We start from the raw sequence: 25,816 nt of genomic DNA on the forward strand, positions 1-25,816 counted from the left end.
ATATGTTAGGCATAAAAAAAACAAGCGTAAAGAAATTCACTTTTCTTTACGCCATTGTAATCTCCCTTTTTCATTTTTATGAAAATATTTATGGTGGTATGAGCGACCTTTGGTTTAATGCAGCTCACTTTTCTTCTCTTGCAAGTCTTGGATTTTTAACTTATAGTGCTACAAAAAAAGAATCAGAATTTGTATCAATAATAGATATTTTGTTATCAATATTGGTATTAGTTCCATTTTTCTACCTAGTTGGATTTGAAGAGTCTCTTTACCAAGAAGCCAATGGTACGATGAGATTTTGGGACTTAAATGTTGCAATTTTATCGGTCATACTAGCACTAGAAATCACAAGAAGAACAACAGGTTTTATAATACCAGCTATTATGCTCGTTTCAATGGGATATATACTATATTTTGGAAAACTCTTAAGCGGCGTTTTTGCTTTTGGGGGTATGACTGTTGAGAGATTTTTTTATAGAGTTTATTTTACCAGCGAAGGTCTTTTTGGCTCGATTGCTACGATTTCATCTACTTATGTTTTCATGTTCATCTTATTTGCTGCATTTTTGCTTAAAAGTGGAGCTGGAGATTTTATAGTAGATTTAAGTACAGCTGTAACTTCAAAGTTTAGAGGTGGAGCTGGACATGTAGCAGTTTTTAGCTCAGCTCTTATGGGAACAATCTCAGGAAGTGCTGTTGCCAATACAGTTTCAACTGGTTCTATTACAATCCCAATGATGAAAAAAAATGGCTTTAAACCTATATTTGCAGCTGGAGTTGAAACAGCAGCTTCAACAGGTGGTCAAATAATGCCTCCAATTATGGGTGCTGGTGCATTTATCATGGCACAAATGACTCACATACCTTTTGTTACTATCATACTTGTTTCTATACTTCCTGCTATATTGTATTTTGCTTCAATTGCATTTTATATACATATTCATGCAAAAAAACACAATATTGATGCTCAAGAAGGTATAAAAGTTAAAATATTTCCTATTTTAAGAGAGGGATTTCACTTTTTAATACCTCTTTCTACTCTAATAGGACTTTTGATATATGGTTTTACTCCAACATACGCTGCTGGAATTTCAATAGTTGCTATCATTGCATCGTCATATCTTACAAAAACCAAGAGAATGAGTATCAAAGATATATTTGAAGCTCTTGCACTTGGTAGCCAAAACATGGTTGTAACTGGAGTTTTATTAGTTAGTGTAGGTATCATTGTAGGAGCAATTAATATCTCAGGAATTGGTATAACTTTTTCACAACTCATCATGGAATGGTCAAACAATAACTTGCTTATCGCATTTATCCTCATAGCAATTGCATCTTTGATTTTGGGTATGGGGCTTCCTGTTACTGCATCATATGTTGTTTTAGCAGTACTTTCTGCTCCTGCTCTTGTTGGCTTGATGCTAAGCCCTGAAATGGCTGCACTTGCAAATGCTGGAGTTGAAATGCCTCAAATCACTATGAGTTTATTGGCAGCTCATCTTATGATTTTTTGGCTCTCACAAGATTCAAATCTTACTCCTCCAGTTTGTCTTGCAGCTTTTGCAGCTGCTGCGATTGCTGGAACGCACCCTATGAAAACAGGAGTACAATCTTGGATATTGGGAAAAGGGCTTTATATAGTACCTCTTTTATTTGCTTTTTCTCCAATCATTACAGGTTCTTGGCCTCAAAGATTTGAAGTCTTTGGATTTGCTATGGTTGGTATATTAGCTTTTTCAATTGTAGTTGAAGGATTTTGGGATAGAAAATTAAATATTTTTGAGAGATTATTGTTTGCAGCGAGTTCACTTTTGATGCTATCTCAAGATAGTATGCTTCACTGGGAGAGTTATTTTGAATTGATTCCTGATACTCATATAGTTGGTCTTATACTATTTTGTAGTACAATGGCATATCACAAATTTGTTGGTGCAAAAAAATGAAAGAGTTAATACAAAATTTAGAAAAAAATGGTTTTGAAGTTCTACATGTAAAAGACAGAGAAGAGGCTTTGGAGATTGGCAAATCTTATGTAAAAGATGGTATGAAAATAGGACTTGGAGGCTCAGTAACAGTAGTAGAAATTGGATTACTAGATTTTTTAGTAAATCATCCAAATATTGATTTGGCTAATCAATATGAAGTTGGAATTGATATGGCTGAAAATCTTAGAAGACGAAGAGAAGGCTTACTTAGTGATCTTTTTATAACAAGTTGCAATGCTATTACAAGAAATGGCGAACTTGTAAACGCAGATGGCAGTGGCAATAGAGTAGCTGCTCAAATCTTTGGTCCTAACAAAGTACTTTTATTTGTTGGAAAAAATAAAATCGTTGATGATATAGAATCTGGATTTAAAAGAATCATGGAAGTAATTGCCCCTAAAAACATAGATAGAATGAATGCAAAAGCCATCCAAATGGGCAAGGAGCCAAGCTATAACTTAGATAATATAGCAAATAAATTTTGTTACATAAATGGTGATACAAAGGGAAGAACTACCATCGTTTTAATTGATGAGGACTTAGGATACTAGCATGTATGATTATCTTATAATTGGTGGAGGAATTATCGGTTTAAACATCGCAAAAACTCTAAAAGAAAAACAAAATGGTGCAAGAATTGTTCTCATAGAAAAAGAAAAGAGTGTAGGAATGCATAGCAGTGGAAGAAACTCTGGAGTTTTGCATGCTGGATTTTACTATACTGCTAACTCATTAAAAGCAAAATTTGCAAGAGATGGGAACAAATCATTAAAAGAGTTCTGTAAAAAAAGAAACTTAAAATTAAACGAATGTGCAAAAGTAGTAGTTGCTACAAATGAAGAAGAGCTAGAAGGCTTGGAAGAATTAAAAAGAAGAGGAGATACAAACAAAGTTGAGCTCTCTTGGATAAGTCAGGAAGAGTTAGAGCAAAAATATCCAAATATTAAAACTTATAAAAAGGCTCTTTTTTCACCAACAACTGCAACAGTAGATCCAAAGGAAGTTACCTTAGAGTTTGCAAAAGTCATAGAAGAAATGGGAGTTACAATCCTTACAAATACTGCTTATGTAAAAAAGATTTATGAAGATGAGGTTTTAACAACTCAAGGCTCAATAAAATTTAAAAAACTAATAAACTGTGCAGGGTTATATGCTGATAAGATAGCAAAAGATTTTGATTTTGCACAAAATTATGTAATCATTCCATTTAAAGGAATTTATCTAAAAGACAAAGATAACATTTCTAATCTAATGACAAATGTTTATCCTGTGCCAAACTTAGCAAATCCTTTTTTAGGAGTTCACTACACTCTTACAGTCAACAATGAAGCTAAAATCGGACCAACAGCAATCCCTGCTTTTTGGAGAGAAAACTACAAAGGTCTTGATAATTTTAAAATAGATGAGTTATTTCAGATTCTTTTTTATGAATCAAAACTATTTGTGACAAATGCATTTGGATTTAGAAAACTTGCTTTTGAAGAGGTAAGAAAATATATAAAATCATACCTTATTGGACTTGCTACAAAATTAACAAAAAACATGCCAATGGATGGATACAATTCTTGGAGCACGCCAGGAATTAGAGCTCAACTTCTTGACACAAAAACACTAGAACTCGTTCAAGACTATGTTGTAGAAGGAGATGATACAACTATACATGTACTAAATGCTGTAAGCCCTGCATTTACTTCATCCATACCTTTTGCAAACTGGGTTGTGGAGAACTATATATTAAAAAAAGATTAATAATGGTATTATAAGTATTAAGTTTTATCTAAAGGAATATTCATGATATTGCGGGCAATGTTTATATCTGGTCTAGTTCTGGTTTTTTTTAGTGGCTGTAGTGAAGCTACTAAAGCTCAAGTAGCTCCAAAGGTTGTTAAAACACCACAAAAGTATCAACTTAAAGTTGTACGAGTAGATAAAAAAACAACACAAGATAGTGATGTTTTTAGTGTTGATTTTCAAACTATAAAAAAGGTTTCATTACTAAAAAGTGCAAAACAGCTATCTAGTGAAGATAGGGTTTTAAAACTATTGAAAAGACTCAACATAAAAGAGTCTCTAAACCTTATGAGTATAAACGCATCCATAGAAGTTATGAAGCAGGCTAAAAGCGAGATAGTAGTCGTAGGTTCTTTTAACAATAATGGGTATGTTTTTTATTTTGATAAAGATTCTTTAGATATAAAAAGAGCAACAATCTTTAAAAATAAAAAAGTATTTGATATATCAAATGACATGAAAAATGTGCTTGTAGTTGAGAAAAAAGGCGATAACAGGCATATCAAAACATATAGTTTTAGTATTGGAAAGTTTAAAGATATAAAGGTAATTCCAGATAAAGTAACTTCTTTAAAATTTTCTCCAAAGGGAAGTTATGTGGTTAAAGTTTCAGAATTTAAAATTTCTGGGAAAAGGAACTCAAGCCTTGAAATATTTGATTCAAAAACAGCAAAAAGAGTATTGCTAGAACTGTCACAGAGTGTTAGTGAATTTGACGTAAAATTTGCATTTGCATTTAGCCCTGATGAAAAATATCTATTTGTATCTGAAGACGGCATAGAGTTAAAATATAAGAAAGCCAATCTATACACCACCAATAATTTTAAAAATGTATTGACTCTTCGTGAAGAGAAAAAAAATGATTCAGTGTATGGATGGGGAAATTTTATGCTTACCAATGACTATTTAGTCCTTGTAAGTAAACATGAGACGTATAGTCTAAAAACAAAAAAATTGATTGAAAAAATATATTTTGGTTTTTCATCTCCCAACATAATGGATAAAAAAGAAAATAAGCTATTTTATGCAATAGGTAAAGAAAAAATAGGCATTTATTATATAAAAGATGACTTAACGTACCTTATAAAAACTATTCCAAAAAAAGAAAACTTCCCGCGAAATGCATTTGTTTATAACAACAAACTCTACCTCTCTCCTTCTTATAAATCTGAATTTCAGATTATTGATATTCCAAATATAGAAATTGAGAAATACAATTTTGAATTGGCAAAACAGTTAAAACAAGCAAAAAAGTTTTATAATGCAGGGTTTAAAGCCAAATCTCTTGGAATGTACAAAGACTTGGTAAATAATAAAGATTTTGATAATTATTTTGATATTTCTAAATCTTGGGAGTTTATGGCTATTCACAGTACTGTAAATCTACAAAAATATAAGATATATGGAGATATTGATAGTCTAGGTACATACATAAGAGATGCTCTAAACAATAACTACATAAACGAAGCGAAAAAAGCACTAGGTGAGCTAAAAAGAACAGATAAAAAAGAGTTATATGCAGTATTAAATGCAATGTATTTAGCGCAGATAGGCAAAGAGCAGAAAGCTTATGATGATTTGGTAGAAAAAATGCCATTTTCTCAAAAAATAAAAGATATGGTAGAAAAAAATGCCAACTCTTATCTAAAACTATACAAAGATAAAGCGAAAGTAGCATTGATATTTGGTATAGCTGAGAGTAAAATAAACTATCATGAGTTAGACAAAAGTGTTGATTTTGTAAGTTTTGATGGACACTTTATAGACGCAAAAAGAAAAACCACAAAAGAGATAAAAACACAAGAAGTTGCATCACCAAAACAAAATGCTATACAGCTGTTAGATTAAGGGGGAAAAGATGAAATTTTTATATACATGTATAATCACAATAACGGCTTTACTATCTCAACTTCACGCATCTGAAATGATGGATTTTGTACAAAGAACTGATGTTCAGTACCAAAAAAGTGCTAGTATAGAGAACAAAGATGGTGTACTTATACTAAACGGTGGCTCATGGACAAATGCAAAAAACAAAGGTTCAGGATATGATGGTAATGGAGTAGAGAGTGTAAAAGGGCACAATTTTATCGGAACTTATGTTGGCATAAAGTTTGCAGTTCGTGCAGGCGGGAAATATAGTTCATTTAGCCTGTCACCGAAGGGCTTTAAAGGAGCTATGACATACACTACGCACAGCACTTGGGCGAAAAGTAAGCTAATAAGTGAAAATAATTATAGATACCAAACTTTGAACATAGATAAAGATGGTAACTGGGTTTTAAAACTTTCAAAAAATGGTTATAACAAAAAAGTTTTATATACAAAAAAAGGAAAACTAAGTAAAAAAGAGAAAGAAAGTTTAAAAAATGCAAAACTTCTTTTTACATTTGGAGATAATTACGCAGGAGAAAAAAGTAGGCTTACTATTTATGAAGTGCAATTAGAGAAGTAAAACTATGAAAATACTTCTACTAATAGCCCTCAGTTTTATTGGATTATTTGCTCAAAATGAGCTAACTTCTATAGAGGATTCATACAAAGAAGCCTCTAAAAGTTTTACTGTACAAAAAAATGAACACAACATTACCAAGCTACTTGCAATCACAAAAATTCTTTATGATAACAACAAAAAACTAAAAGAGTTAAAAGCAAAATATACTAAAAAACTGAGTGTTAAACTAACAAGTGAAAAACCACTCGATAAGCTTCAAGTAGAAGATGTAGTAGAGCTTCAAGTTGAGACTTCTCATAACATAAGTGATGAGTATGCAAAATCTGATTTAAACTTTTTTATTTATGATAGAGAAAACCTCTTAGCAACAAAAGATGTAGAACTATACGAAAAAGGTGGAATTCACAAAGAGACTTTGAAGTTCAAAATCACGGAACCAAGTGACAAGTATAAGATATGTGCTACTTTTACAGAGAACGATAAAGTATATAAAGAGTGTAAAAGTTTTGGTGTAGTTCAACTAATAGTAGCAAAGCCTATAATTGCTTCAACCTCACTAGAAGCTACTTCAAGCGATAAACAACTATTTCCAAATAGAGAGTTTTTTCTGTATATGCCATTTGAAAACAAGAGCGATATACCACTTAAAGGCAAAATAGAGATAGCAGATAGTGGTAATGTCATATTCTCAAAAGATTTTAAAAAAGAGCCTGCGATTGGTTTCAAAAAAGCAGGAGTTCAAGTTCCAGCTTCTTTACTTCATGAAAAACAGAGTCTACATGTAAAAATATCTTTAAAAGGCGAGGGAATCAACCCTATAGAAAAAGAAGAAGATGTATATATCTCTGCCTTTGAGTGGAGTTTATATTTTCCATCTAGCCTAGACGAAAATGAAGCAAAAAACTTTGAGATTGTAGCACCAAAGTCTTTTTTAAAACCTTTACATGTAGATGTCAGTCCACATGGTGGCATAGTAGTAGAACATAGTTCAAGTAAATTAAAAGGTAGCATAGTAGGAGCTTCACGCATAAAAGAGACAGCAAATGTAAGAATCACTATCAAAGATGCAAAAGGCGAAAAAGTTCAAAGAAGTATAGCAATAGCTTTAAACCCAAATCTAGTTGTAGCAAAAAATGAACCTGTAGTTTACACACCTAAACCTTTAAAAAAACATGCACAAAAAAAGACTCAGAAATATACACCCAAACCAGTCACAGAATATAAACCAAATGTAGCTCCTAAGCCAGAAAAAAGAGAGGTTAAGAAACTGTATAAGTTTTCTAGTTTTCAGGGTGATTGGTATTTAAAATTTAAGTATAATGGAGAAGATTATAAATTTGTTTTTGATAGCAATAAAAAACTAAAGGCACTTGATGTTGGGGGTTATCGTGAATTATATTACAGTTTTAATAAAGACTTATATAAAAATATCTGGGATAATTCTTTAGGAGAAGTAGGATGGAATAGTATTGGAAAAAAATTTGATGAATATAGTGCCGCTATGCAAGGCTTAGCTTATATGGCTAAAAAATATCCGGAAATAGATACTTTTGAATTAAAAATGCAAGATGCTGAACTAGGACTAAAGTTTTTAATATTTGCAGATCAATTGGGTAAGTATAAAAAGAGATTAAACTCACCAATTAAAGATTGGGCAAGTAAACCAGTAATACCTAAGAAATTTAGTGAATTTATTAAGAGCCATTCTACAAATCGTAATATGTTTTTGAATACTCCTGTTAATTCTAGAACATCTCAATATGTAGTAAAAAAATTTCAAGACTGGTATTGTAGACAACCGGCTAGTCTTTTGTTCGTAAAAATGAGAAAAGCTTTTGATAAATATTGCAAAAAGTACAATGTAAAGAGTCATCTATGAAAAAAAATATATTTTTTATAACTCTTTTTACAACTTGTCTATTTGCAAACAATGAACAAATGCTAAAAGAGATAGAAGTTTTACAAAAGAAAAATGCAGAGCTTTTTGCGGAAGTCAAAGTCTTTACAGATAAGATAGTTCAAAAAGAGAAAGACTCAAAGTACATCTTGAAACTTGATGGCGACTCTTCTGTAAAAGAGTTGCAATCAGGACTAAAAAGAGCTTACGATATAGCTGAGCTAAATGGTCTACATGTAGAGCAACTAAAATCACTTTATGAGCTTAGTAAAAAAGTGATTTTGAGAACTGATTTTGTAAAAAAAGATTCAAAACAGGCTGTTTCAGTAGGCAATAGTTTTCAAGATTGGTTTGATTTTACAGGCGCAAACTATGCCAAAATCCAAGAGGAAAAAGCAAAAGCACAAGAACAAAAAGTAGCATTTTACAAAAGAACAACAATCCAATACATAAAGGCACTAACAGCCAAAGATGCAACAGTAGCATACAAAGAGTTTTCTAAGTATGTAGATGCCTTGCGTACAATCCAATCTGCGGATGCCCAGCAGCTTATAGCCCAAGCAGATATGCTCGTTGCAGAGCAGAAACTTGTGGCTGATTTGTCTTCTGGCTTACCTTTGGTTGGAGAAGCGTTAGATATTGTTTCAATAGTAACAGCAAAAGACTTAAGTGGTCAACAACTCTCTGCATTTCAAAGAGGTTTTGCTTTTGTAGCATTGGTGACTCCTGAAGTTTTAACGCAACTTATAAAAAGAAATCCAGCAGTTGCAAAAGCTCTTGGAGAGATGGGTTCGGCTGCAAACAATATGTCAAAAGAAGCCTTACAAAAAGTAGCAAGCCAAAAAGCACTCAAAGAGTATATGAGTAAACTTGAAGGTGTGAGTGATGAAGTTTTAAAATGGCGAAGATTTTATGATGACAAGATAGTAGAGGCTAAAAAACTAGCCTCGATGAGCAGTACAAAACGCTTTACAAAAGCTAAAAATCTTGAAGATGGTATGGGAAGTGTGTTTAGTAGAAAAAACAATCTTGGAGATGATTTAGGTAAGAAAATCTCTCAAACAGCTAAAAAAAGAGACGAAATCATCATCACAAGACCTACAAGTGATGACCTGCCTGCTAGACTTAGTGAGGGTGCTTACACTAAAGGCATGAATGTAAAAGGCAAAAGTGCCGATAGTGGGATAGCTAGTGGTTATGTACCAACAAAACAGAAGTTTTCAAAACTAAATGATGCTGATGAGATAGCAAAATTTCAAAAAAAAGTTGATGAGTCCTTGGAAACCGTAGAAGTCAATGGAGTTACCATAACACCTCAACGAGTAAGCTCAAAACAACTCATAGTCACAAGAAATGATATGCGACTTGAGGGTATAGAGATATTTAAAAAAGGTAGCGATGAGTCTATGGCAGTTTTTAAAACAGCTGATGGAAAAATAGTTACAGAAAACTTTGAAGAGATAAGCAAAGATGTACTCAAAAAATACGATATTAAAAACGCAAAACCTTTTGAAGTCTTGACAGATATGAAAGGAAACTACCTTGCAGCAGATATCGACCTACTTACTGTTGGCTCCAAAAAGAAAACTACTATCATGCAAAATGATGAACTAATGGGCAATATAAACTCCAATGAGATGGGAACAGTAGCAGATATGAACAGGGCAATGAAATCAAAAGCACATCCAGATAGACAATTGGTTCACCACGGAGGAGAAGGTAGTTTTATGAACAAAGGCTCAAAACTAGACTTTCCTATCACAGCATACTCTCCTGACGGGAAAGTAGCAGTGATGCAAAGTGAAGCTGAGCTAAAAAAATACTTCCATATGCAAAAATTAAGAGGTTATGATTTACAACCAAATCCATACTGGGGTTGGGGTAAATATGATCCAAATAAAGGATATAAATAATGAAGTTAATATTTAGCTTATTTTTGGTTATAAATTTTGTTCAAGCAAGTAGTAACCTTTCTTTGTTTACAGAAAAAGAAGGAATAGTTTTAAAAGATATAAGTAATCAAAAAAATATCTATGTTTTTCAAAAAGAGTATAAAAAGTTAATAAAAAGTTCTGTTTCGTGGAATAATGACAAAGCATTTGTTAGCTATGGGTATAAAGATAAAAATAATGATAATTATTGGGAACAAGGTGGTATATATAATACAAAAACTTCTCAATTATTATGTAAAAACTTTTTTGATATTGATGGTAAAGTAAGAAATATAGGATGGCTAAGAGATGATTTACTTTATGTTTTAAGTGATAAATGTATAAATTATTATGTGTTAGAAGATGAAGACTGTATAAAAGTTGGTACTGATTATCATGGAATAAAAGAGTTAAATAGTGTAAATAAAGTACAACTAGAAAACAATACTTTAATACTAGACAAAAAAGAAAAAATAGATCTAAGAGTCATAAATCAAGACACAGTTGCTATATATAGAGCTTTTGATAAAATAAGTAAACTGTTAAGAGCTGGTTTCGAAAAAAGAGGATTAAGAACTATTGATAGACTAGTCGATACTCAATATAAGAATCTTAAAGTATATCATCAAAATAACATAAAAGTAGAAAAAAACAAACCAGCATATACATCATACTATCTAGCTAAAAATATAAAAAAATGTAATTCACTTGATGAAAATTTGTATGATTATTTTAGAGTTTATCTTGTATATGCTTATTGGAATGGATACTATGAACAAGCTAAAGAAATGACAGAGTATATTAAATCACTTAAAATTTCTCAAAAAAAGTTTAAAGATTTAATTAGCCTTTCAGATGCTATGTATCTTATTTGTATTGGTAAAGATGAGGGATATGATATACTTTTTGATATGCAGCCAATCTCCAAAGAGTTGAAAAGTGCTGTAGAAGTTTTTACAAGGTTTCAAACACCTTTTAGTAAAAATATAAACAAGCTCATAGCCTCATTAGATATGAAAAAGAGTGAGTTTGGGAAAAACAGTGTGTTAAATGATAGAAACAATATCTTTTTTGATTTAAATGGAAACAAAATAACAAATGGTAAAAAAATAGAGAAAAAAGTGCTACCAGAGACTAGTAAGAAGAGTAAAGCAATAAAGCTATTGGATTAAATTATGAAGTATTTTATATACCTATTTTTGATTAGTTCTTTATGTTTTGGAATAATGCCGCCAAAGTATTATGAGAAGATGGTATATAAATCACAAATTAAAGCAGAGGCTTTAATTTTACATGTAAAAGTTACAAATAAGACAGAGTATAAAATTAAAAAAGAGATTACATTTCAACTCCTCAAAAGTGACGGTAAAGTAACACCACAGAATCAGTTTAAAGGATGGTGCTACTCGGCTACTGATAAACATTTTGTAGGTGGAGAGAAGTACTATTATCCTAAAGTAGGTGAGAGAGTTTATGTCACACTTGCAACCAAAGGTGGTAAGGTTACTAGCTTAAAAACTATGCATGTAGATATACAAAAAGAGATTATGAGTGCTATTGCAACAATAGTCACAAAGAGTGAAGAAGAAGGCTTGAAAGAGCTTAAAAAGTTAATAAAAAAAGACCCAAAAGAGTTTAAAAATAGTTACCATAGACTCTATTTAGACCCAAATAAAAGTAAATATACAAGTGTACTTAAACAAGGATATAACCGTTTTGTCGATTTGATGGTGTTTAAAGAATTAGCAAAACAAGGGCTTATTGATAAGTATATGCAAGACTCTGCTATTACATATATATTTTTCTCTTCATATAAAAACTTTGCAAACAAACATCTTCCTTTTATGGAGCTCTTTCGTGATTTGATGTTACAAAACCTTAAAAATAACACTAAAGAAAATCAAGAACTTTTAGCTTTATTTGAAACCAATTATCTTCTTAGTCGTGGACGTGATGATGAAGCATATAGAATTTTAGAAAACAATACTCCTTATCACTCAAAAGCACTTCAAGCACTTAGTTATTTTTCAAGCATAAAAGATATACCTATTTTTAGTGATAGAGAAAAACTTTTAAAGATTATCAACATAAAAAAGTTTAGATTAAAAGAGGCTCAATTTGAACATAAGCCTAAATTTTTGTTTGATTTTGATGGTAAAAAATATATGATGAAGGATTTTCAATGGTAAGAATCATTACTTTGCTAGTTTGTTTACATGTAGCAGTTTTAGCAGTAAGTTTAGATGCAATAGAGCTCAAGCATGAGTGGATCATAAAAAAGATAGAGAAGACAGAAAACATACTAAAACAAAAGCATAAAGAGTTTAAGCTTGGTATAGTCGCTTTATCAGATTTGACCTATTGGAATCAAAAGCTTTTTAAAGCTAGAAAAGAGAAGTTAGACATAGAGTACGAATGGAAAGCCGAAGAGAACCCAAAAGATATGAGCAATGTGAAATTTGAAGATAGTATAAATTATGTTTCAGCTTTACTAAATATCTCAATTGAGCAAGTTAATTTTTTTGAAAAACTTCTTCCTTTTATGAAAAGTGCTATCGAAGTAGGAACAATGACAAAGTTAGATTTAGAAGAGTTTGAATTAAATGCTATTGAGGCATATGCACAGTATGACTACACTTTGAAACTATACAAAGACCATACAAAAACAAAAATTCCTTACGAGTTACCTATCAACATTGTTAAAGCATTGAAGAAACTTTAAGTATGGGCCGTATATTTTTAATTATCGCTGGTTTAATAGTGATAAATAGTTGGTCACTAGACATACAAAAATATGTGCAAAAAGCAAAAAATGGTGATGTACACTCAATGGCATATTTAGGACAAAACTATTATGCTGGTGATGTAATTCAGCAAGATCTAGAAAAAGCCTTTAGATGGCTTCATGCAGCTGCAAGTGGTGGAAACAACTCAGCTAAAAATTGGTTATCAAAAATGTATTTCCAAGGAGATGGTGTAGAAAAAAACTATCTTGCTTCATATAAATGGGCTCTTTTAGCTAAAAAAAGTGGAGATAAGCAGTCGGTAAACATTGTAAAGTTTTTAGAACCAAAGATAGAGTTTTATACAAAAGCAAGATATGAGGATTTAAAAAATACAAGTGTTGAAAAAAAAGCATTTGGTTTTATACTAGGAGATGTTTTTCCTGATGAATTGGTAAATGAAGACCAATATTATGATGACTATGCTCAAATTCATACTAATCATGCGAATATTCGGTATGTATTGAAAAAAGTAAATCCAAAGTATGCAACAAAAAGAGATAAGATAACAAACAAAATCACAGCTTTTTTAACACCCGTAAGTCATACGCTATATAAAATCAAAGCTCATGCCGAATTCGACACTACTCAACAGTGTAAAAACCATATGAACGGTTATATGAAAAGATTAGGTGCAAGAAATGTAAAAACAGAAAAAGACTCCTATGGAGTAGTATTAAAATATGTAGATTTTGGAGTTAAAAAATCACCAACTCTTCCAAATAGACAAGAAATAATAACAGGAATAGATAACCTACAAGGCATAAGACATAGTACAAAATGCAGTGGAGTTTTTGGAACAGTTATGGTTGAAGATTTTGCATCAAAAGAGTTAGCTATAGCAGAGGCTATTGAAAAAGAACCATTTTTTGAGAGCTATTTTGGAAAAGATATTGGAGTTAAAGCTAACTACATGAGTCCTTTTGGATTTAACTTGCTAAAACCATATAGAGATAAAAGAGTAAAGTTTAATGATTACTATAAAGTAAAACCTATAAATCCATCATCACTATTTCAAGACTATATTGTAAAAACATCAGTTTTAACAAATACTCTATATGAAATCATAGCAACAGGGAAGTTTAGGAACAAAGAAAGATGTATGTTCTCTATAGGAACAACCATAAACAAGTTTATTAGTCAATATAAAAATAAAAACTATAAAGATGAACAATATTGGTATAAAAATTATGGAGGATTTACTTCAAGTTTTTATATAAACGAAAATGGCATCGCACAATCTAGTAAAGCTTCAAAAGAAGCAGTATATATCCGAATGGGGTGCGACAATGCCAATAATGACGGCTGGAAAGGTTGGATAAATATGAAAAGTCTATTTGGAGAAAAAATCAATAGATTTGAAGAAAAACTTATGATAGAAGAGAGATTATGAAAAGATTTTTTAAAGTTATTATCATTTTTTTAATGGCGACTTGTTTAAATGCACAAGAAAAAAGTATAGCTCAACAAGCAGATGAAGCTTATCAAAATGGAAATTATCTTTTATCTCTAAAATTGTACAAAAAGATAATGTACGACGATACACTAGATGATCAATCAAGGTACTTTGGGTTAGCTTCTATGAGTGAGTCTCTTATGCAAATGGAGCCAGATTTAGCCATAAGGGAAATTGAAATTATATTTGAAGAATACCCTTATGATGATGAAGAGATATTGGTACCATATGCAACTGCATTTATAAAAAAAGGGGATTATAATAAAGCCAAAGAGATAGTAGATAAAATCTTAGTTTTAACCAAAAATGATAAATATTTGTATGAAAAATTAGTAACAAATGGTCTAGAAAAAATGCATACTATGACTAAAAAAGAGATAGTTGTAGAAGATGCTTATCCAGAGTTTGTAGATGAACTTTACAATAAATCTTTACGGTACTACAAAACTTGGAAAGAGACTAAAAAACCATATATGTATCACAAGGCTCTTTTTAATATAGATAGCGCTATAAATATAGAACCAAATAGAAGCGATTTGTGGTTTTTAAAAGGAATGATTTTAAGTGAGACAAAAACACATCTGCAGTTAGAACTTGCACTAACTTCTTTTATACAAGCTATCATAATTCGTCCTAAAAACGATCCTGCACAGTTGATGGTAGCACAAACTCTTTTCAATTTGGGTCGCTATGAAGAAGCCATAGTTAGATACAAGTGGATATTTAAAACATATAAAAAAGAGGCAATGAACTATATGACTTTATATCCTTTTGCTGTAAGTTATTTAGCACTTAATAAAGCAGACCCTTTATTGGGTTATTTTAAAAACGTACTTTCAAAATATGATGAATACAATAAAGATATGTGGTTTATACGAGCAGTTATATACAATAAGATGGGCTGGAAAAAAGAAGCTATTGATGTAATAGAATGGTTGATTGAGAAAAGTGAAGATAACAAAAAGAGAAAATATTTTGAATTTCTTTTGGCAAAGTACAAGGGAGCTATAAAATGAAAAAAATATTTTTAATTTTTATACTTACAATCAATCTGTTTGCATGGGATGATGCTCTTTTAGATGCAATGTATCAACTTAATCGTGGTGATGCATCAGATAAACAAAAAGCTCTTATCCTCCAAAAAAATGCAGTTATAAATCAAATGAGAATAAAAGGACAAATCTCAAATAGAACTTACCAAAAAGCTCAAAACTACTATACTAATTTTGTTGAAGATTTAGGGAAAAAAGTTTCAAAGCAAAATGGTGCCAAGATGGATGTCCAACCAAGAATGGGTAAAGCTTTTGATGCTGGAACAGATAGTGATTTTATAACAAATGCAACTTCTCTAGAGCAAGTAAAAGCTATTCAAAATGATTTTAATAAAGAGTTCGAAGCACACTTAATCGATAAAGGTTTAGATGTACCTAAAGGTAGCAATTGGACTCAAATAAACGATATAGACTTTATGGTTGACCCAAATGGAGTAGATGAAGAGACTTTTAAAAAGATTTCTAAAACACAAAATGATGCTTACAGTAGAGCAGATGCCGCAAGATATGAGATAAAAACAAGAAGAGGTGAACAACCTACACCAAAAGAGATAGCCGCTTATAAAGATGAAATGGATGATTTTATAAACAAAAAAAAGGTAAAAAGTATAAAGCTTTCAGAAGAGTTGATGGAGATGAAAAAAGACCCCAACTTCAACAAAAAAGGTACAAAAGAGTGGAAACAAAGGCAACTTAAAGAAGCAAAACTTCAGCAGATAAATGCTCAAAATTCTAAATACCAAGATAGGTCAATTGATGCAAACAATAGACTAGCACAAGCTTTAGGAGTTGATATAGCCTCTTCAGATTTACCACACAATGCAAAAACTAGAGCTCCAAACCTAGAGGTATCAGCTCAAAAAAGAGCTATACTTTCAGCAACTGTAAATGCTTCAAATAAACATCTAAGTTCACAATCAAAACTAAATGAAGCCTTATTGCTTTCGATTCAAGCTACTGAAGAGCCACAAAATGCAAAAGAGATAAAAAGAAGGATAGTAAAAGTAACAGATGGACTTAATTCTTCTCAAAAAGGTGAATTTTTAGAGAGGATAAAAAATGCTAATGGAGTTTCAGATAGTACGGTAAAAGACATAAACAAAGCTATGAAAGTAGAAAGACCAACTTCTCAAAACTCTTTACATGTAAAGGGTTCAAAGTTGGCAAAGGTGGGTGATGCTTTTGGTCTGGTTGGGGATGTTATGAGTATAAATGAACAATTGGGAAAAGCAAGCAGAGGAGAACATCTACTCATAAATATCAACAAAAAAGATAGTCTTTCAATGAAGGCTTTAAAGGGTGCTAGTGTAGCTTTACTTGAATTGGCGCCTATTCCTATCATAGATACTTTGGAAAACTATAATACAGCTGATAAAAAAGCAAAAACTACGATACTCAAAGCCATACAAAGAGGTGAACACATAAGCCCAGCTATGATAACTACTATGGTTTTTTCAGATATTGCAGGACAGAGCGTAAAAGCTATGGCTATTGACCCACTCCTTCAAGGTAAAGAGGCGATTGAAGAGGGAGCAAAAACAACTACAACAATAGTAGAAAACTATCAAAACAAACAGGTTTTAGAAAAAGATGATGAAAAAAACAGAAAAAGATTTGATGAGTATGTCAAAAGAGCAGAAAAGATAAATCTAGGAGCAATAAATACAAAAGCAAAATCTAGCAATGGCAAAAGCTATACTATCTTAGATAATGTAAAAAAAGGAGATAGGCTCTACTTTTACATTCAAAGAACAGACACTTGGAAGCCTTCCTATGATACTAATTGGGAAATTAGACAAGCTGGAAAACTTATAAAAAAATATAAAAAGATTTCTGCAACCAATGCAAATGCAAATAGACTCGCTTTTACAAACAATATGAAAAATGGAGATTATCAGATAATTTTTAGAATTTTCAATGAAAATGGAAAACAGATGGATTTTACAACAGCAGATGTAAGAGTAAACCAAACATTTGGCATGAGCCCAATTATAATACTAAATAGTTCAATGAAAATGGTTTCTAGTAGTGCTGTAAAAAAAGATAAAAAATATATATTTGGAATAAATCCTATAGGCGACTGGGATAGTTCATATACAATAGAGTGGTTTTTAAATGGAGATAAAATAAAATCAAGCAGCGCAGATGCTTCAAAACTTCAATCAGTTTGGATTCATTTTGACGATTTTGTAGGAACGGGAAGACACCAAATTTCAGTGAGAGCTATCAAAAAAGGAAAAATTGTAGCACATCAAAGTGTAAGTGTCAATATAAAAAAATCCCAAAAAAAGAAGATGAGTGCAATCGATAAACTGCGAGCTAAAATGGACAAAGAAAAGAAAAAATCTCAAGGAACTAAAACTACCACATCTGAACTCGATACAGTTTTTGAAGCAGGAGAAGATAGCCTTAAAGAACTAGATGAATATGACCGTCAATATGCAGAAGCTATGGCTAGTATCCAAAGAAGTAAAGAAGCTATGGCTCGTATGGATAGAGAAGATGAAGAGTTTTGGAGTGGACTGGCAGAGGGTTTTGCAATAGCAGGAAAAGCTATGCAAGAAGGTGCTAGGGAGTATCAAAAATCTACTAAATCATATCAACTGCAAGATGATTCTTGGAAAGAAGATGATGACTCAGAAGAAGAGAAATGGGCAACACAGTCAACTATAAACTACGGGGTACAAATTCCTCAATCTAAACAATCTTATTCTAATAGCAACTCAAATAAACAAGGAAGTTGTTGGTATGAACTTCACATAATTCCATCTAATATGGGGAAAAAAATATATACTCATAACTATGTGCATGAAATGACAGCTTGTGACTATTATGAACCTGACTATGCCCCTTTTGATTTAGAAGTAAATTTATGCGGGAAAAAGTATTATATTCATGGAGATATAGATCTAAAGAAATATACAAAAACAAAAAGTGGATTAAAGAGTTACTTTAATGAAGACTATTATGAAACCGTAAAGGAATTTGGTGTTTATACAGACCCTTTTTATGATAAATTAAAATTGATTTATGATGATGAGAGTAAATCTGAAGGAGAGGTAGTGATATGCGAAGAAAGTATGTGATAATTACACTAATTATTTTAATAACATTACAATAGAAGGATAAAAATGCAACAAAACACGGTAACACTTATACTAGCTTCTTTCATTGGGCTTTTATTGAGTGGGTATTGGATGTTCCATGAGGTACGATTTGTCTCAACGATGAATGAGTTTGACCAAGATATATCTTGGCTACTTCAAGCTCCTCTTATGCTTTTTATATCTGTTTTAATCTTAATCAGTTTAATGCTTTTTATAGGGAGTATCGGACAATTTAGTTTTATAGAACTAAAAAAAGAAGTGGCTTGGAAAAAGCTCTTCACAACTATATTGGCTTTTAATGCTATTGTCTTTTTGTTTGCTTGGTTAAATACTTACTTCCAGCTATCAAACAACTTGATTACTCAAATTTTTATGGTTGTTTTATTAGTTGTGTTTTATATATATGCTTCAGTAAAACAAAAAATAAATCCAATATTTTTTTTACTATGTTTGTGTGCTGTATCTAGTGTTTTATTATACATATTTTTAGGAGTGGATTGGTAATGCTACAAAGAAAATGTCCAAAGTGTAAAACTGGAATCATGAGTGACCTTTATACTGCTAGAGGTTGGGGTAAAGAGGGTTTTTATGTTTGCGATAGCTGTGAGCATAGCAAGAACATATATGAAGGTAAAACTATAGGTCCATATATATTTTTTATTGTTTTTGAAGTAGTTATTTTCTTCTTAGATAACAATGTTTCTCTTTTTGCATATGGTGTTTATAGTACTATCTTGCTGTTTTTACTATATCGTATATACAAAGCACAGATGCATGATAGTATGATAGACAGAGATTATACTCTCATAGGTGAGTTTGAAGATGAATTTGAACCAAATGAGATTCAAAAAAAATCTTTAGAAAAGTATATGACTAACACACTAAAAACAGCTAGAAAAATCAAAATAGTAATAGCATTAACCATAACTGTGTCATACTCTATTATGTTCTATTTTGAAGAGAGTTTGGGGTATATAGACTATATTGGTTTTGGTGTTATCGGTATTGTTTTGCCTATTTGGTTAGTGTTTACAAAATTTGAAGGTGAGTAGTATATGCTACTAAAAACTATATTTTCTATTATTTCTATTTTTCTCATTGCTTTTGGTGTTCAGTACTTTAATCTTTTAGAACCTAAAGATACTCACGAAAATATAGAAAAAGATTTTTATACATCTCTTAATTTACTTAAAGATAACAAAGAAGATTTAGGCTTAGTGCTATTACGAGAAACTATATCCAAAAATCCTTCTCAAAGTAGGATATTGTATAGAGAAAATATAGACAATAAGCCATATAGTGATATATTGCGTTATGATTATGTAAATTGCTTTGATGGGATGATTTTTAGTTCTATCGTAAAAGAAAAGCGTAGCATAGATATGGCAACAATGGTCTTGGCTGTTAGTTATATATTTTCTACTTCAGATATCAAGATGATGGATGAGCACAAAAAAATAATAGAATTATTTAAAAAATATACTAAAAATAGCAAGGTGAATTTAGAGACTTTAGCTATTTTTGAAGCAAACTTATTGATGATGGAGAACAGACCTGATAAAGCTTATGAAAGACTGGCTAAAGATATACCCTACTCTAAAGAGAGCATTGCTCTTTTAAGACAATTTTCTGCATCAAATGATATACCTCTTTTTAAATCTCATTCAAAATTATTAAAAGCTATGGGACTAAAAAACATAAGTTTAAATCCCTCTCAAATACCATACAATGCAAAACAATTTTTTAATCTTGATTGCGAAAAAATTTAATTTTTCACTATAACCTTACCATCTTTATCATAAGTGATTTGATTTAAAAGTTTACCATTTTTATAGTGTTGAACAAACCAAACTTCACCACTATCATAAAAATTTTTTGATTCACCTTCTGGTTTTCCATTTTTATAAAAACCAATAGAAGAGAGCGTACTCTCATCAAAATATTCTTCGTATTTACCACTTAATTTACCATTTTTTATAGTAAATCTTGTCCAAATAAAATCATCATCCATAATAAGCTCATAATTTCCATCTTTTAATAAAGAGTTTTGTACATAAACTTTTCCATCTTCTTCAAAAACAACATTTGGATTTTTATCTTCTATGTTTATCCAAATTGTACTAAATTTTTTTCTCCAAAAATCTGGTAAAAGTTTTTTTGGAAAATCTTTAGGAAAATCTTTTTTTATCTCTTTCATCTCTTTGAATGAAGGTACATCATTACGACTTAAATCATAAATAATCTCCCATTTACCTTCTTTTTTTTCTAAGCACAAAACAAAAACTATATCTTCAAAATATTCAGTTGATATATTTGAGCCATCTTCATAAAGTGGAGTTGCTGAAAGCATCGCAAATTTACCATCTATATTTAGATAAGATGGTTCAATGTAAAACTCATATTTAGGTGTTTTTAATGTATACTTTTTTAAAACATAATTCTTCACAACTAAAAGCAAGTCTGAGTTATTAGCTTGTTTTAAAGACATGCTAAAAAGTAAAGATGTAAGAAGCAATATTGATAACAAAAATTTCATGTATATCCTTTAAATGATGGGCATTTGAAGAATTATACAATAAAACAACTTCTTTTATCTTCTTGCTAATTATTACAATTTGATTACACAAATCAAGATATATTGATTTATTTAGATACTTATGCTAATATTCTCTAAAAGGAGTTTTTATGGATACATTTTTATCTACTGTTGGCTCAGTAAACGATGAAACAAGAGTTAGAATTTTAAAATTTATACAAAAAAACAGTGAAGTTTGTGTTTGTGACATCGAATGCTCATTTGATATGATTCAATCACGAATTTCTAGACATCTTAAAATCTTAAAAGATGGTGGTTTTTTAAAAGTTGAAAGACGAGGAAGATGGGCCTATTATAGCATTAGAAATCCTCTTGATAAATTTAGACAAGCTGTTCTTGAAGAAATCGAATATCTAGATATTGAAATACCAAAGCTTCAAAAAGCTTGTGGTATTGAATAATTCTATGCAAAGCATTAGCTTTAGTGCAAAGAATTTAACCAAATTAAAGGAAACAAAAAATGAAAAAAGTTTTAGTGATGTGTACAGGAAATAGTTGCAGAAGTATCATAGGGGAAGCTCTAATTAATGCAAACTTAGATGGCATTAAAGCATATAGTGCTGGTGTAAATCCTAGTGGTAAAGTAAATGAAAATGCAAAAAAAGTTTTGCAAAAATATGGTATTTGGAGTGATGAATACTACTCAAAACACTTAGATGATGTTTTACATGTAGACTTTGATTTGGTTGTAACAGTATGCGACCATGCCAAAGAGACTTGTCCTATGTTTCCAAAGCCAGTCAATAAAATACATGTAGGATTTAGTGATCCTGATGGATTAGATTATGAGGAGTTTGAAAAAACATATGAAGAGATAAAAAATGAACTACTACCTAAAATCAAAGAGGCATTAACGTGATACTGGCTGGAATTATATTTTTAATTACGCTTATATTTGTGATTTGGCAACCAAAAGGCTTGCAGATAGGTACAACTGCTATCATAGGAGCTATTGTTGCTCTTATAGTTGGAGTCGTTAGTTTAAATGATGTATGGATAGTAACTGGCATAGTTTGGGATGCTACATTGGCTTTTATTGGTATCATCATACTTTCAATGATACTAGATGAGATAGGCTTTTTTGAATGGTCTGCAATCAAAATGGCGAAATTTAGTGGTGGAAATGGAAGATTAATGTTTGTATATATCCTCATATTAGGAGCTTTAGTAGCTGCTTTATTTGCAAACGATGGAGCAGCTCTTATCTTAACTCCTATTCTTTTAGCGAAGATGAAACACTTAAAGATGGATAAGTTAGCTATATTTGCTTTTTTGATGGCAGGAGGTTTTATAGGTGATAGTGCCTCAAATCCACTTGTTATCTCAAACCTTACAAACATAGTAACAGCAAATTATTTTAACATAGGATTTTTAGAGTACGCTCAAAATATGTTTTTACCAAACTTGCTCTCTATCGTAGCTTCTATTGTTATTTTGTTTATATATTTTAGAAAGTCTATTCCTTTACATGTAAACATTGAAGAGCTACCCGAGGCTAAAAGTGTTATCAAAAATATGGCAATGTTTAAGCTAAGTTGGTGGTTTTTGATTTTTTTGATGGCATCTTATTTTGTAGGAGATATTTACCATCTTCCAATCTCACTTTTCGCTCTTGGTGGTGCTTTAGTCTTTTTAGCAATCGCTAAGTATTTTAAAGCAGTAAAACCAAAAGAGATTATAAAAACTGCACCTTGGCAAGTAGTTTGGTTTAGTATAGGCTTGTATGTTGTTGTTTATGGCCTTAAAAATGGTGGTATGACAGATGCTATTGCAGATGTCTTAATTGCTATTAAACCTTATGGAGAACAAACTTACATCATAGCAACTGGTTTTATAAGTGCATTTTTAAGTTCAATCATGAACAATATGCCAACAATCATGATAATGGATATCGCCATCGATAAAACAGGTGATACTTTTTTGGCATACGCAAATATACTAGGAAGTAACTTAGGCCCTAAAATGACACCTATTGGCTCACTTGCGACTTTACTATGGCTACATGTACTTAAGCAAAAAGGCGTTATCATTGGCTGGGGTGAGTATATGAGAGTTGGAGTTGTGATTACAATTCCTGTTTTGTTTGTAGCATTATTAGGATTATAAGTGTCAAGAAGTATACATAGAAATAGAGAAAAAACTTTAGGAGTACCTGAGCTTATAGCGATAGCACTTGGTGGCATGGTTGGTGGTGGTATCTTTACAGTTTTGGGTATCTCTGTTTCTATGGTTGGTGTTTTTACGCCAATAGCAATCATACTTGGAGGAGTAATTGCTTCGTTTGCAGCATACTCTTACATAAAACTTGGAGTTTATTATAAAGATGAAGGGGCAACTTACTCTTTTTTTAAAAACACATTTCCAAATTCTCACTTTGCAGCATCATTGATAGGCTGGTGGGTTATCTTTGGATATATCAGTACATTAGCACTTTATGCTTATACTTTCTCTTCGTACGCTATAAGCAGTTTTGAGTTTGCTAATAACATTTTGATAAGAAAAGCAGTAGCAGGTGGCATCATACTCATTTTTACACTTATCAATCTTTGGAGCGTAAAAGGTATGGGAAAAGTAGAAGATATCATGGTATATACCAAATTAGTTATACTTGCAATCATATCTTTTATCCTCATAAGTCATCCAACAACAACTTTACCAAAACTATTTGAGAGCACTCACGATGTCACGATACTCTCTATTTTGGTAGTAGCTTCTATAACATTTGTAGCTTATGAAGGATTTCAGCTAGTTATAAATGCGGTAAATGAAATGAGCTCACCAGAAACAAATATCCCAAAAGCAATATATAGCGCGATATTTTTAGCGATACTTATCTATGTTATCATCTCTCTTGGTGCAATTTTAGCTATTCCATTTGATGATATCATCAAAAACAAAGAGTATGCTCTAGCTTCAGGTGCAAAACAAGTTATAGGTCAATTAGGAGCCAATCTAGTAATCACAGGAGCTCTTTTAGCAACAAGCAGTGCTATTAGTGGAACTCTCTTTGGCTCATCTAGACAGATGTCAGTTATAGCAATGGATGGTTATATGCCGGCATTTTTAGCAAAAAGAAAGAACTCTATTCCTATATATTCCATCATCACTATGTCAGTATTTGCTTTTTCATTGATACTCATAGGAAACCTAGAAGTCATCTTAGAGTTTGGTAGTATCACATTTTTGCTTGTATCTTTACTCATGGCCATTGCAAATCTTAAAATCTACAAAAAAACTAATTCATCTTTTTTTATTACTATAACCTCTCTAGTAGGGCTTGTTTTAGGTGCTATTTTGATTTTATATTATGAATTTACCAATAAAATAGAACAGATGTATTTTATCTGTTTGCTTTATGTTTTGCTGACTTTTGCATCTTGGTTGTTTTCAAAATTTCATAACAAAACCTAAGTCAAATCATACTTTTGTAAAATTTTTCTTAAAGTACTTCTTGAAACAGAAAGATAATTAGCAAGGTGGGTTATATTGTCTGTTTTAATCAAAAGTGCAGAATAAAATGATTTTTCTAGTTTTTCTAAGACCGATCTTGCATTTTCCATACCTTCTTTTTCTAACATTTCAGCTACGATAGTTGTCAAATCTGCAAAGTTATGTTTTTGAGAAAATATTTTGATATTTTCTTTTTTTATTATATTTTCTCTAGCATCTAAAACACAGTTATAAACAATATTTCTAAGTTCTCTAATATTCCCTTTATAATCCCTATTTTTTAGGACCTCCATAGCTTCATCAGAAATTCCTTTTATATCTAAATTTAAATCATGATTTGCTTTTTTTATAAAGTGTTCTACTAGTATGGGTATATCTTGTTTTCTATCTTTTAGAGATGGTACTTCTATGCTTATCATAGAGAGTCTATAAAACAAATCTTCCCTAAAACTACCATTTGTTATATGTTTGTTTATATCTATATTTGTAGCTGATATAATCCTACCTTTAAATAGTATATCCTCATTTCCTCCAACTCTTTTAAATGTTTTATTTTCTAAAAATCTAAGAAGTTTACTTTGTAAAGCTAAATCCAATTCTCCAATCTCATCTAAAAAAAGTGTACCCTCACCAACACTCTGAGCAAATCCAATATGAACTGTTTTTGCATCAGTAAAAGCTCCCTTTTCATGCCCAAAAAGCTGAGATTCAAATAATTCTTTTGGTATAGAAGCACAGTTTATAGCTAACATATCAGATTGATTATTTAATGAATTTTTATGTATAAGATTTGCTATGAGCTCTTTACCAGTACCTGTGTCTCCTAAAATTATAACAGGTAAATCATTATTTGCTGCAATTCCAATTTTACTATATATATCTTTCATTGTTTCAAAAGAACCAACAAACTCATCATTTATCTGCTTTGTAAGTATAATGTTTTCACTTTTTGCTATATTGTATTTTTGTACAAACTTTCTAAGCGCTTCTGATGTAAATGGCTTTTGCAATATATCTTTTACCCCGATTTTTGAGGCTTCAATCATATTTGTAGGGGTTGTATATGCAGTCATTAGTATAATAGGAAGTTTTATATTTTCACTTCTAAAATTTTTTATCAAATCTATACCAGAAAAATCATCACTTAACATTACATCTATTATCAATAAATCAATACACTCTTCAATAATCGTATTAGATAAATTTTCTTCAAAACCATCAAATGTAAATACTGTATGTTTATCTTTTTTTAAAATCCTAGATACAGAATACCTTACTTCTTTTTGATCATCTATTACTGCTATTTTCAACTA

General features: G+C 31.1%; 22 protein-coding genes. 20 read left to right on the forward strand and 2 right to left on the reverse strand.

Going from position 1 to position 25,816, the window contains the following annotated elements:
* Positions 1-2: 2 nt before the first annotated feature.
* The 16 genes from ACKGJI_RS11275 to ACKGJI_RS11350 are packed head-to-tail and all read left to right on the forward strand — an operon-like array spanning position 3 to position 20,226.
* The gene (locus ACKGJI_RS11275) at positions 3-1,943 is read left to right on the forward strand and encodes a TRAP transporter permease (RefSeq protein ID WP_458700413.1); all 1,941 of its coding nucleotides are present in this window, start codon (positions 3-5) and stop codon (positions 1,941-1,943) included.
* Complete coding sequence (locus ACKGJI_RS11280; RefSeq protein WP_458700414.1) at positions 1,940-2,536, forward strand: lactate utilization protein; 597 nt, start codon at positions 1,940-1,942, stop codon at positions 2,534-2,536. Before ACKGJI_RS11275 ends, ACKGJI_RS11280 begins: the two co-directional genes overlap by 4 nt.
* A 1-nt stretch (position 2,537) precedes the next feature.
* Positions 2,538-3,734 (forward strand): L-2-hydroxyglutarate oxidase, encoded by a 1,197-nt coding sequence (gene lhgO / locus ACKGJI_RS11285; RefSeq protein ID WP_458700415.1) that lies wholly within the window; start codon positions 2,538-2,540, stop codon positions 3,732-3,734.
* A 42-nt stretch (positions 3,735-3,776) separates the two neighbouring features.
* On the forward strand, positions 3,777-5,624 hold the full coding sequence (locus tag ACKGJI_RS11290) for a hypothetical protein (protein WP_458700416.1): 1,848 nt from the start codon (positions 3,777-3,779) through the stop codon (positions 5,622-5,624).
* 10 nt (positions 5,625-5,634) lie between these two features.
* Positions 5,635-6,231 (forward strand): hypothetical protein, encoded by a 597-nt coding sequence (locus ACKGJI_RS11295; RefSeq protein WP_458700417.1) that lies wholly within the window; start codon positions 5,635-5,637, stop codon positions 6,229-6,231.
* A gap of 4 nt (positions 6,232-6,235) precedes the next feature.
* Complete coding sequence (locus ACKGJI_RS11300) at positions 6,236-8,110, forward strand: hypothetical protein (RefSeq protein ID WP_458700418.1); 1,875 nt, start codon at positions 6,236-6,238, stop codon at positions 8,108-8,110.
* Positions 8,107-10,041: an anthrax toxin-like adenylyl cyclase domain-containing protein gene (locus ACKGJI_RS11305; protein ID WP_458700419.1), complete on the forward strand. Its 1,935-nt coding sequence runs from the start codon at positions 8,107-8,109 to the stop codon at positions 10,039-10,041. Before ACKGJI_RS11300 ends, ACKGJI_RS11305 begins: the two co-directional genes overlap by 4 nt.
* Positions 10,041-11,231: a hypothetical protein gene (locus ACKGJI_RS11310; protein WP_458700420.1), complete on the forward strand. Its 1,191-nt coding sequence runs from the start codon at positions 10,041-10,043 to the stop codon at positions 11,229-11,231. The genes ACKGJI_RS11305 and ACKGJI_RS11310 overlap by 1 nt, the downstream gene beginning before the upstream one ends.
* Positions 11,232-11,234: 3 nt before the next feature.
* A complete protein-coding gene (locus ACKGJI_RS11315; protein WP_458700421.1) occupies positions 11,235-12,248 on the forward strand; it encodes a hypothetical protein in 1,014 nt (337 codons plus the stop codon).
* Positions 12,242-12,781 carry a hypothetical protein gene (locus ACKGJI_RS11320; protein ID WP_458700422.1) on the forward strand — a complete coding sequence of 180 codons (540 nt, stop codon included), beginning with the start codon at positions 12,242-12,244 and terminating at the stop codon, positions 12,779-12,781. Before ACKGJI_RS11315 ends, ACKGJI_RS11320 begins: the two co-directional genes overlap by 7 nt.
* Before the next feature lie 2 nt (positions 12,782-12,783).
* Positions 12,784-14,235 (forward strand): tetratricopeptide repeat protein, encoded by a 1,452-nt coding sequence (locus ACKGJI_RS11325; protein ID WP_458700424.1) that lies wholly within the window; start codon positions 12,784-12,786, stop codon positions 14,233-14,235.
* The gene (locus tag ACKGJI_RS11330) at positions 14,232-15,314 is read left to right on the forward strand and encodes a tetratricopeptide repeat protein (protein ID WP_458700425.1); all 1,083 of its coding nucleotides are present in this window, start codon (positions 14,232-14,234) and stop codon (positions 15,312-15,314) included. Before ACKGJI_RS11325 ends, ACKGJI_RS11330 begins: the two co-directional genes overlap by 4 nt.
* Entirely contained in the window at positions 15,311-18,436 is a 3,126-nt protein-coding gene (locus ACKGJI_RS11335; RefSeq protein WP_458700426.1) for a hypothetical protein, read from the forward strand. Before ACKGJI_RS11330 ends, ACKGJI_RS11335 begins: the two co-directional genes overlap by 4 nt.
* A 45-nt stretch (positions 18,437-18,481) precedes the next feature.
* Entirely contained in the window at positions 18,482-18,961 is a 480-nt protein-coding gene (locus ACKGJI_RS11340; protein ID WP_458700427.1) for a hypothetical protein, read from the forward strand.
* Positions 18,961-19,509, forward strand: coding sequence for a hypothetical protein (locus ACKGJI_RS11345; protein ID WP_458700428.1), 549 nt, complete (start codon positions 18,961-18,963; stop codon positions 19,507-19,509). Before ACKGJI_RS11340 ends, ACKGJI_RS11345 begins: the two co-directional genes overlap by 1 nt.
* Positions 19,510-19,512: 3 nt before the next feature.
* Positions 19,513-20,226: a hypothetical protein gene (locus ACKGJI_RS11350; RefSeq protein WP_458700429.1), complete on the forward strand. Its 714-nt coding sequence runs from the start codon at positions 19,513-19,515 to the stop codon at positions 20,224-20,226.
* Here the strand turns inward: ACKGJI_RS11350 and ACKGJI_RS11355 are convergent.
* Complete coding sequence (locus tag ACKGJI_RS11355; RefSeq protein WP_458700430.1) at positions 20,223-20,993, reverse strand: toxin-antitoxin system YwqK family antitoxin; 771 nt, start codon at positions 20,991-20,993, stop codon at positions 20,223-20,225. The two genes, ACKGJI_RS11350 and ACKGJI_RS11355, sit on opposite strands and share 4 nt — an antisense overlap.
* Before the next feature lie 149 nt (positions 20,994-21,142).
* On the opposite strand from ACKGJI_RS11355, the gene ACKGJI_RS11360 reads away from it, so the two are divergent.
* From ACKGJI_RS11360 to ACKGJI_RS11375, 4 genes are read left to right on the forward strand one after another with little or no spacing between them, the layout of a single operon-like run.
* The gene (locus ACKGJI_RS11360) at positions 21,143-21,454 is read left to right on the forward strand and encodes an ArsR/SmtB family transcription factor (protein WP_458700431.1); all 312 of its coding nucleotides are present in this window, start codon (positions 21,143-21,145) and stop codon (positions 21,452-21,454) included.
* A 59-nt stretch (positions 21,455-21,513) separates the two neighbouring features.
* Positions 21,514-21,912, forward strand: coding sequence for an arsenate reductase ArsC (locus ACKGJI_RS11365; RefSeq protein WP_458700432.1), 399 nt, complete (start codon positions 21,514-21,516; stop codon positions 21,910-21,912).
* Positions 21,909-23,159, forward strand: a complete 1,251-nt coding sequence (locus ACKGJI_RS11370) for an arsenic transporter (protein ID WP_458700433.1) — start codon at positions 21,909-21,911, stop codon at positions 23,157-23,159. Before ACKGJI_RS11365 ends, ACKGJI_RS11370 begins: the two co-directional genes overlap by 4 nt.
* Positions 23,160-24,464: an APC family permease gene (locus ACKGJI_RS11375; protein ID WP_458700434.1), complete on the forward strand. Its 1,305-nt coding sequence runs from the start codon at positions 23,160-23,162 to the stop codon at positions 24,462-24,464.
* On the opposite strand, the gene ACKGJI_RS11380 is transcribed toward ACKGJI_RS11375, so the two are convergent.
* A complete protein-coding gene (locus ACKGJI_RS11380) occupies positions 24,461-25,813 on the reverse strand; it encodes a sigma-54-dependent transcriptional regulator (protein WP_458700435.1) in 1,353 nt (450 codons plus the stop codon). The two genes, ACKGJI_RS11375 and ACKGJI_RS11380, sit on opposite strands and share 4 nt — an antisense overlap.
* Between the last annotated feature and the right edge of the window lie 3 nt (positions 25,814-25,816).

Source organism: Sulfurospirillum sp. 1307 (assembly GCF_054408545.1).

What these genes read in the sequence shown, in the direction of transcription:
- ACKGJI_RS11275 (WP_458700413.1), top strand. Translation starts at nt 3, where the DNA reads ATGTTAGGCATAAAAAAAACAAGCGTAAAGAAATTCACTTTTCTTTAC.
- ACKGJI_RS11280 (WP_458700414.1), top strand. Translation starts at nt 1,940, where the DNA reads ATGAAAGAGTTAATACAAAATTTAGAAAAAAATGGTTTTGAAGTTCTA.
- lhgO (WP_458700415.1), top strand. Translation starts at nt 2,538, where the DNA reads ATGTATGATTATCTTATAATTGGTGGAGGAATTATCGGTTTAAACATC.
- ACKGJI_RS11290 (WP_458700416.1), top strand. Translation starts at nt 3,777, where the DNA reads ATGATATTGCGGGCAATGTTTATATCTGGTCTAGTTCTGGTTTTTTTT.
- ACKGJI_RS11295 (WP_458700417.1), top strand. Translation starts at nt 5,635, where the DNA reads ATGAAATTTTTATATACATGTATAATCACAATAACGGCTTTACTATCT.
- ACKGJI_RS11300 (WP_458700418.1), top strand. Translation starts at nt 6,236, where the DNA reads ATGAAAATACTTCTACTAATAGCCCTCAGTTTTATTGGATTATTTGCT.
- ACKGJI_RS11305 (WP_458700419.1), top strand. Translation starts at nt 8,107, where the DNA reads ATGAAAAAAAATATATTTTTTATAACTCTTTTTACAACTTGTCTATTT.
- ACKGJI_RS11310 (WP_458700420.1), top strand. Translation starts at nt 10,041, where the DNA reads ATGAAGTTAATATTTAGCTTATTTTTGGTTATAAATTTTGTTCAAGCA.
- ACKGJI_RS11315 (WP_458700421.1), top strand. Translation starts at nt 11,235, where the DNA reads ATGAAGTATTTTATATACCTATTTTTGATTAGTTCTTTATGTTTTGGA.
- ACKGJI_RS11320 (WP_458700422.1), top strand. Translation starts at nt 12,242, where the DNA reads ATGGTAAGAATCATTACTTTGCTAGTTTGTTTACATGTAGCAGTTTTA.
- ACKGJI_RS11325 (WP_458700424.1), top strand. Translation starts at nt 12,784, where the DNA reads ATGGGCCGTATATTTTTAATTATCGCTGGTTTAATAGTGATAAATAGT.
- ACKGJI_RS11330 (WP_458700425.1), top strand. Translation starts at nt 14,232, where the DNA reads ATGAAAAGATTTTTTAAAGTTATTATCATTTTTTTAATGGCGACTTGT.
- ACKGJI_RS11335 (WP_458700426.1), top strand. Translation starts at nt 15,311, where the DNA reads ATGAAAAAAATATTTTTAATTTTTATACTTACAATCAATCTGTTTGCA.
- ACKGJI_RS11340 (WP_458700427.1), top strand. Translation starts at nt 18,482, where the DNA reads ATGCAACAAAACACGGTAACACTTATACTAGCTTCTTTCATTGGGCTT.
- ACKGJI_RS11345 (WP_458700428.1), top strand. Translation starts at nt 18,961, where the DNA reads ATGCTACAAAGAAAATGTCCAAAGTGTAAAACTGGAATCATGAGTGAC.
- ACKGJI_RS11350 (WP_458700429.1), top strand. Translation starts at nt 19,513, where the DNA reads ATGCTACTAAAAACTATATTTTCTATTATTTCTATTTTTCTCATTGCT.
- ACKGJI_RS11355 (WP_458700430.1), bottom strand. Translation starts at nt 20,993, where the DNA reads ATGAAATTTTTGTTATCAATATTGCTTCTTACATCTTTACTTTTTAGC.
- ACKGJI_RS11360 (WP_458700431.1), top strand. Translation starts at nt 21,143, where the DNA reads ATGGATACATTTTTATCTACTGTTGGCTCAGTAAACGATGAAACAAGA.
- ACKGJI_RS11365 (WP_458700432.1), top strand. Translation starts at nt 21,514, where the DNA reads ATGAAAAAAGTTTTAGTGATGTGTACAGGAAATAGTTGCAGAAGTATC.